We start from the raw sequence: 8,259 nt of genomic DNA on the forward strand, positions 1-8,259 counted from the left end.
CGCATGGCTACGAAAGCCCCCGAAGGAAACATCGACGAGTCGAAGCTGACCGTCACCAAACCCAAGACCAAGGCCGTCGGCATCCCGGCCGTCGCCAACGCGCTGAAGATCTCGCTGGAACAAATGGGCCCGGTTCGCAGCGTCCAAACCCTGTTGGCCGTGAACCAGCTGGATGGCTTCGACTGCATGGGCTGCGCGTGGCCCGAGCATGAAAAGCGCAACGCCGCAGAGTTCTGCGAGAACGGGGCGAAAGCCGTGGCCGAGGAAGCCACCCGCCGACGCGTCACTCCGGAATTCTTCGCAGCGCACTCCGTGGCCGACTTGAAAACCCGTGATGATTACTGGCTGGGCCAGCAGGGCAGGCTGACGCACCCTATGGTGCTGGAGGAAGGCGCCACCCACTACACGCCCATCAGCTGGGACGACGCTTACGAGCTGATGGCAGCCGAACTCAAGGGCATGGCGTCACCTGACGAGGCTGTTTTCTATACCTCGGGCCGGACCTCGAACGAGGCAGCCTTCGTGTACCAACTCCTGGTCCGAGGCATCGGAACCAACAACCTGCCGGACTGCTCCAACATGTGCCACGAGTCCTCAGGTTCCGCCCTGGTGGAAACCATCGGCATCGGAAAGGGCTCAGTCAGCCTCACTGACCTGGAAACGGCATCGTTGATCTTCGTTGCCGGGCAAAATCCGGGAACCAACCATCCCCGCATGCTCAGCGCATTGGAGAAAGCCAAGAAAAACGGCGCAGTCATCGTGTCCGTGAATCCGCTTCCGGAGGCGGGACTCCTGCACTTCGAGAACCCCCAGCATGTGGCCGGCATGGTGGTGGGCACCCAGCTGACCGATGATTTCCTCCAAATCCGCGCCGGCGGCGACCAAGCCCTTTTCCAGGGCCTTGGCAAACACCTCCTGGAAGCCGAGGCAGCGGGCCGCAACAGCCCGGGACTGGAAACCGTCCTGGACCATGCCTTCATCAATGACCACACAGTGGGCATCGACGACTACCTGCGCTTCCTGGAAAAGGTGGAATGGGACGACATTGTGGAAGCCACGGGCCTCACCCTTGAGCAGCTCCACGCCACGGGAGAACGGTTGCTGGCTTCCGACTCGACCATTGTCTGCTGGGCAATGGGCCTCACCCAGCACAAGCACTCCGTGCCGACGCTCCGGGACGTGGTGAACGTCCTGCTCCTCCAGGGAAACATCGGCAAACCCGGCGCCGGTGTTTGTCCCGTTCGAGGACACTCGAACGTCCAGGGCGACCGCACCATGGGCATTTTCGAAAAGATGCCGGAGGCCTTCCACGATCGCCTGGACCAGGAATTCGGGTTCCGCTCCCCCAGGGAACACGGCTATGACACCGTGGCAGCCATCCGCGCCATGCGCGATGGGAAGGTCCGCTTCTTCATGGGCATGGGCGGGAACTTCGTCCGTGCCGCCCCGGATTCGGAAGTCACGGAACAGGCCCTGGCCAACACCCGGCTCACCGTCCAGATCTCCACCAAGTTGAACCACTCCCACCTGTCCACCGGCCGGCGGGCCCTGATTCTGCCGACCCTTGGACGGACCGAAAAGGACACCCAGCGGACCGGGGACCAGCGGGTCACCGTGGAAGACTCCATGAGTGCCGTCCACGCTTCACGGGGCCGGCTCAAGCCAGCCAGCGAGCACCTCCACTCCGAAGTTGCGATCGTGTGCAACCTCGCGGACAAGCTGTTCACCGATGGCCACCACCGCCTGCCCAATACCCCCAATGCCTCCTGGCTGGCCATGCGGGATGACTACACCCTTATCAGAAAACACATCGAGGCGGTCTTTGACGGATTCGAAGACTTCGAAGCCCGGATCCAGCACCCCGGCGGCTTTGTCCTTCCGCACCCACCCCGCGATGCCCGGATGTTCAATACCGCCTCCGGCAAAGCCCATTTCACGGGCAATGCGTTGGAGTACATCAAGGTCCCGCCGGGCAGGTTGGTCCTTCAGACCCTGCGCTCCCATGACCAGTACAACACCACCATCTACGGCAAGGACGACCGGTACCGCGGCGTCCACGGCGGCCGGCGCGTGGTGCTGATCAACGCCGACGACGTCAACGAGCTTGGTTTCGCGGACGGGGACATGGTCAATCTGGTCTCCGAGTTCCAGGGCACCGACCGGGTCGCGGAGAACTTCAGGATTGTCTCCTACTCCACCCCGAAGGGTTGCGCGGCCGCGTACTATCCCGAAACCAACGTCCTGGTGCCGCTGGACTCGGTGGCCGACACCAGCGGAACACCGACGTCCAAGTCCGTGATCATCAGGCTGGAACGAGCCGCCAGCCCATAAGCCCAGGACCACCGCTGATCAGTTGCCTGTAAATGGTGCTTCGATGCCTGAAACCTGGGGAGGTATTTCCTCATCGAAGCACCGCTTACGGGCAACCGGCCAGCCCCACATTTCCGCACCGCCAAACATCCTAAGGAGTGTCATGTCAGGAAACAGAGCAGTCGCCTACAAGGAACCCGGTGTCGTAGAAATCATCAATACCGACTACCCGACCTTCGAGCTCAAGGACGGGCCAGGCGTCAATCCCGCCAACGTCGGCCGTAAGGTACCCCACGGCGTCATCCTGCGCACCGTGACCACCAACATCTGTGGTTCGGACCAGCACATGGTCCGCGGCCGCACCACCGCACCGAAAGACCTGGTCCTTGGCCACGAAATCACCGGCGAAGTAGTGGAGGTGGGACCCGACGTCGAGTTCATCAAGGTGGGCGACATCGTCTCGGTGCCGTTCAACATTTCCTGTGGCCGCTGCCGGAACTGCAAGGAACAGAAGACCGGCATCTGCCTCAACGTGAACCCGGACCGGCCGGGCAGCGCCTACGGTTACGTGGACATGGGCGGCTGGGTGGGCGGACAGGCCGAGTACGTCCTGGTCCCTTACGCGGACTGGAACCTGCTGCGCTTCCCGGACCGTGACCAGGCCCTCGAGAAGATCATGGACCTGACCATGCTCTCGGACATCTTCCCCACCGGTTTCCACGGTGCCGTCACTGCCGGTGTGGGCGTTGGTTCCACGGTCTACGTGGCCGGCGCCGGTCCCGTGGGTATCGCCGCCGCCGTCGGCGCCCAACTACTGGGGGCCGCCGTCGTCATTGTGGGTGACATGAACGAAGACCGCCTGGCCCAAGCACGCTCCTTCGGCTGCGAAACGGTCAACGTCTCCAAGGGCGACCCGAAGGACCAGATCGAACAGCTGCTTGGCGTGCCGGAAGTCGACTGCGGCGTGGATGCCGTGGGCTTCGAGGCACGCGGACACGGCAAGGACGCCTCGCATGAGGCACCGGCCACGGTGCTGAACTCCCTAATGGACATCACTGCGGCCGGTGGCGCCCTGGGCATCCCCGGCCTCTACGTCACCGGTGATCCGGGCGGAATCGACGAGGCCGCGAAGCACGGATCGCTTTCGCTGTCCCTGGGCACCGGCTGGGCCAAATCCCTGTCCTTCACCACCGGCCAGTGCCCCGTGATGAAGTACAACCGCCAGCTGATGATGGCCATCCTGCACGACAAGGTCCAGATCGCCAAGGCGGTCAACGCCACGGCCATCCCCCTCGAGGACGCACCGCGTGGCTACGCCGAATTCGACGCCGGAGCGGCAACAAAGTTCGTACTCAACCCCAACGGCTACGTGAAGAACTAGGTACGCCAAGGTTAAGTACGCACTCAACGGATGCCGGGGACGGCGCGGCAGTAATTACGGGAAGGCCGAGCAGTCCCCGGCATCCGTGCCCCATCAGTAACGCACCCCAGGAATCGGACACCCATGCTTGCACCAGCGGATTCACCGGCCGGCCTCATGCGGCACCACGCCACCACGTGGGCCGAAGCACGGCAGTTGGCCTTCAGCTGCGCCACGCCGCTCCCCTCATGGAAGACCGGCCTCAGCACTGCAATCGGATGCACCCTGGCCCATGACGTCATTGCCCGACAGGACCTTCCCCACTACGCGTCGTCCGCCATGGACGGCTGGTCAGTCAACGGCGAAGGCCCCTGGACCATCACAATGGCCGGACGCCGGCTTTCCTCCGGTGAAGCCAGTGTCATCGCAACCGGAGGACTGGTACCCGCCGGTGCCACAGGCGTGCTCCGCAAGGAAAGCGGTCAGGTCTCCGGCAACGGGCGCCTTTCGCTCACTCCCCATGCAAAAGCGGATGAGCTTCTCCCCGGCCGGCACATCCGACCGGCCGGCGAAGAGGCCACAGCAGGCGATGTCCTCATACCCGCCGGGACCCAGCTCAACCCGGCACACCTTGCACTCGCTTCAGTGGCCGGACACGATCACGTCCAGGTGCAGCGCAAGCCGCGGGTCGCCGTCGTCATGACGGGCTCGGAGGTGGTCACCTCCGGTGACCCGGCGCCCGGACAGGTGCGCGACGCTTTCGGTCCGCAGCTTGATGCGGTCATCCCGCAGCTGGGCGGTGTCGCGGCAGGGCAGCTGCGGATTGGCGACTCGTACGAGGAGTGGCTGGCGGCGCTCTCTGGCGGTGACGACGGCGGTGCTGACCGCCACCGGGCCGAGGTCACCATTACCACCGGTGGGACCGGTAAGTCCGGAACAGACCACTTCCGTGCTGCCGTCGGTGCGCTTGGTGGGCGGCTGCTGCTGGATGGGGTTGCCATGCGCCCGGGCCATCCTGCGGTGCTGGCGGAACTACCGGACGGACACTTCATCCTGGGACTGCCGGGAAATCCCCTGGCCGCCATGTTGGCCCTTATGACCCTGGGCGAACCGCTCCTCGCTGCCTTGGGAAACCGGCTCCTCCAAGAGCCCACACCTATGCTCTCCGGCGCGGACATCGAACCCGCCCCGGGGAAAACCCGCCTCATACCGTGCAGCGTTGTCCACGGGCTGGTGTTTCCTGCCGCCCATGCCGGCCCCGGGATGATGCGCGGGCTCGCCTGGGCCGATGGGTACATGGCGGTGCCACCTGAAGGTGCCGCCGCTGGTGAACAGGTTCCCGTCCTTCCCCTGCCGTGGACCCGCCTGCCGGGATAGTGTGGTGCGATCACCGCAAGAACCCAAGGACCGGTAAGCGTTTATCCTTAACGGCATGACACGACGACGCGGCTCGATAAGCCGGGGCTTCCGAGTCCCAGGCATTTCCGTGGCCGCCTTATGCGCATCAGCTGTCGCCCTCGTCCTTACCGGCTGCTCCCTCGCTGCCAGCAGTCCCGTGGATTTGAAGTCTCCACAACCGAAACCACCCCAGGATGCGGCGCATCCGGTGCACGGCTCGACTGCACCCGAACGCATCGTCATCATCGGTGATTCTCTCAGCACCGGATATGGGACGAGCCCGGAGGAAGCATGGCCCCGCCTCCTTCGGCATGAACTCCATGCAGCCTCCGTGCCGGCGAAGATCACTAATGAGGCTCAAAACGGCGCGGGCTACCTTACCCTCGGTGACGAAGACGCCACCTTTGCCTCACAGATCAGCGAATCCGTTAACGCATCGACGGACGTCGTTGTGCTCTTTGGTTCGGACAACGACGCAGGCCAAGACCCCGAAGAGCTACGCGCGGCTCTTACAGATGCCCTCGGGGAAATATCGACGCGGGCGCCCCACGCCAGGCAGATCGTGATTGGCCCGCTGACCGGCTTCGACGCGCTCGAATCGGACGTCACCATTATTCGCGATCAGGAACAGGCAGCAGCCCGCGACGCCGGTGCCGAATTTGTCGACCCCGTCGCCGAACAATGGGTCGCTGGGCCGGACTCCCCTCTGTTGGGTCCGGATGGAGAACACCCCAGCAGTGAAGGACAGCAATTCCTGGCTGGGAAAATCAGGACGTTGCTGGACCAGCATCAAGCCTCATCGTTGGGCTAGGCGAGGCCGGGCTGACCACCTTGTAGCTCCCGCATGGGTTATACGTCCCGCCAGCGGGGCTGTAGGCAACACCACCCATAATAAGCAACGATCTAAGTCAGAGCCAATTGATATATCAATACGCCACAAAAGATGTAAAAGTCTTGACTTTGAGGTGTGACGAAGCGCACTCTGTTGCTACCGCGAACGTTGTTGATTCATGCGGAACGATCCCTCTCCCTCCGGACGCACACCCACCGGGCCCGTGCATCAACGCAAAAACCCATGACTCGCCGAGTAAAGGACCCGCTCATGGCTACAAACAGTGACACAAAATCCTTAGTCCCCGAGGACTTACCTGCCGACGCAGTACCCGACCCCGTCCACGTGGAGATCACTGTCTCCCCCGATGCAACAGCCCTCAACGACGAGGACGGAGGCGCAGCAGCTCTCCCGGATTCCGAAGAATACGAACAGATCCTGGTAGAACTGCGCAACGCCAAGACCGAGCAGGCCGTTTCGGCCCGCCGGAACCAGAAACTTACCCTCGACAAAGTCACCTTCGGAATCACGGGCGCCATCGCCGTCGCCTTCGTGATCTGGGGCTTCGTGGGACGCGACAGCCTCTCGGAAACTTCCAAGGGCGCCCTGAACTGGGTCATGGAATACACCGGCTGGCTGTTCATGGTGCTTGCATCATTGTTCGTTGTTTTCGTGCTGTGGCTGGCCCTTGGCAAGTTCGGCAACATCCCGCTGGGCAAGGACGGTGAGAAGCCGGAATTCCGCACGGTCTCCTGGGTGGCCATGATGTTCGCCGCGGGCATGGGCATCGGCCTCATGTTCTACGGTGTCGCTGAGCCGCTCTACCACTACATCTCACCGCCGCCCGGAACTGTGGACGGCCGCACCCCCGCCGCCATCCAAACCGCAATGGCCACCTCGATCTTCCACTGGACCCTCCACCCCTGGGCCATGTACGCAGTGGTGGGCATCGCCATGGCCTACGGGACGTACCGCTTGGGCCGCAAGCAACTGGTCTCCGCAGCGTTCACGTCGCTGTTCGGGATCCGGATGGTGGAAGGGCCCGTTGGCAAGTTCATCAACATCCTGGCCATCTTCGCCACGCTGTTCGGAACCGCCGCGTCCCTCGGCCTCGGTGCCATCCAGATCGGCAGCGGCATGACGTCCAACGGCTGGATGGGCGAGATCGGCACACCGGTACTGGTGGTCATCGTGGCCATCCTGACCTTCTGTTTCGTCGCATCAGCGGTCTCCGGCATCAGCCGCGGAATCCAGTGGCTGTCCAACATCAACATGGTGTTGGCCGTAGTGCTGGCGCTGATCGTCTTTGTTGCCGGCCCCACCCTTTTCATCCTCAACCTGATCCCCTCCGCCATCGGTGACTACGCCCGTGACCTTGCCGAAATGTCATCCCGGACAGAAGCCGTGGGCGACGATGCATTGCGCAGTTGGATGACCAGCTGGACCATCTTCTACTGGGCCTGGTGGATCTCCTGGACGCCCTTCGTTGGCCTGTTCATCGCACGCATCAGCCGGGGCCGCACCATCCGCCAGTTCGTCACCGGCGTCCTCCTGGTCCCCAGTATTGTCAGCGTGATCTGGTTCGGCATCTTCGGCGGAGCCGCTTTCCAGATCCAGCAGGACGCGGACAAGGCAGGCACACCCGGGCTGGTGACCACCACCAACGGGGTGCCCTCCGTCAACTTCGACGGCGCTCTCTTCGATCTGGTCAAGAACCTCGGAATGCCAGGATGGGCCACGGCCGCTGTCATTGTCCTGGCCATGGTGCTCGTGGCCATCTTCTTCATCACCGGAGCTGACGCTGCCTCGATCGTCATGGGTTCGCTCAGCTCCAACGGGGCAGAGCACCCGCGACGCGCCGTCGTCATCTTCTGGGGAAGCCTCACCGGCGCTGTTGCCGCCGTCATGCTCCTGGCCGGTGGTGACGAGCCGTCGGAGGCTTTGGCCGGGTTGCAGAGAGTCACCATCGTGGCGGCGCTGCCGTTCATCATTGTCATGCTGTTGCTCTGTTTCGCACTGACCAAGGACCTGAGGCGCGATCCCCTGTCGCTGCACAAGCGCTTGGCCACGTCCGTGGTGGAACGTGCCATCCGCACAGGTGTGGAGCAGCACGGCGGTGTCCAATTCGACCTCGTCACCAAGCATGAGTGTGCCGAGAGCTGCACCGAGTCGCGGACGGATCACACGCACCAATAGAGTCCACCTGAACCAACAACAAAGCAGGCGCCGGATTGAAGTGGTCCCCGAAAGTTGGACCGCTAAATAGATGTTAGGCCGCGAGGGTCTGAGCACGGTATTCCACCGGGCTCAGGCCCTTTAGCTTTGTTGAGATTCTTTTGGTGTTGTACCAGTGGATGTA

At 63.0% G+C, this 8,259-nt stretch carries 6 protein-coding genes; 5 read left to right on the forward strand and 1 reads right to left on the reverse strand.

Annotation, left to right across the window (positions count from 1 at the left end; translation table 11 throughout):
• Positions 1-3 precede the first annotated feature (3 nt).
• From LRQ04_RS16245 to LRQ04_RS16265, 5 genes are all read left to right on the forward strand, one after another.
• A complete protein-coding gene (locus LRQ04_RS16245; protein WP_235521406.1) occupies positions 4-2,331 on the forward strand; it encodes an FdhF/YdeP family oxidoreductase in 2,328 nt (775 codons plus the stop codon).
• A gap of 142 nt (positions 2,332-2,473) precedes the next feature.
• Entirely contained in the window at positions 2,474-3,691 is a 1,218-nt protein-coding gene (gene fdhA / locus LRQ04_RS16250) for a formaldehyde dehydrogenase, glutathione-independent (protein WP_235521407.1), read from the forward strand.
• Positions 3,692-3,814: 123 nt separating this feature from the next.
• Positions 3,815-5,047 carry a molybdopterin molybdotransferase MoeA gene (locus tag LRQ04_RS16255; protein ID WP_235521408.1) on the forward strand — a complete coding sequence of 411 codons (1,233 nt, stop codon included), beginning with the start codon at positions 3,815-3,817 and terminating at the stop codon, positions 5,045-5,047.
• A gap of 229 nt (positions 5,048-5,276) precedes the next feature.
• A complete protein-coding gene (locus LRQ04_RS16260; protein WP_235521409.1) occupies positions 5,277-5,879 on the forward strand; it encodes an SGNH/GDSL hydrolase family protein in 603 nt (200 codons plus the stop codon).
• Between the two features lie 264 nt (positions 5,880-6,143).
• A complete protein-coding gene (locus LRQ04_RS16265; RefSeq protein ID WP_374198962.1) occupies positions 6,144-8,096 on the forward strand; it encodes a BCCT family transporter in 1,953 nt (650 codons plus the stop codon).
• A 73-nt stretch (positions 8,097-8,169) separates the two neighbouring features.
• On the opposite strand, the gene LRQ04_RS16270 is transcribed toward LRQ04_RS16265, so the two are convergent.
• Positions 8,170-8,259: IS3 family transposase (locus LRQ04_RS16270; protein ID WP_235520549.1), on the reverse strand; the 90-nt coding region annotated here is incomplete at its 5' end.

The organism is Paenarthrobacter sp. AR 02 (assembly GCF_021538675.1).
GTDB lineage: Bacteria > Actinomycetota > Actinomycetes > Actinomycetales > Micrococcaceae > Arthrobacter.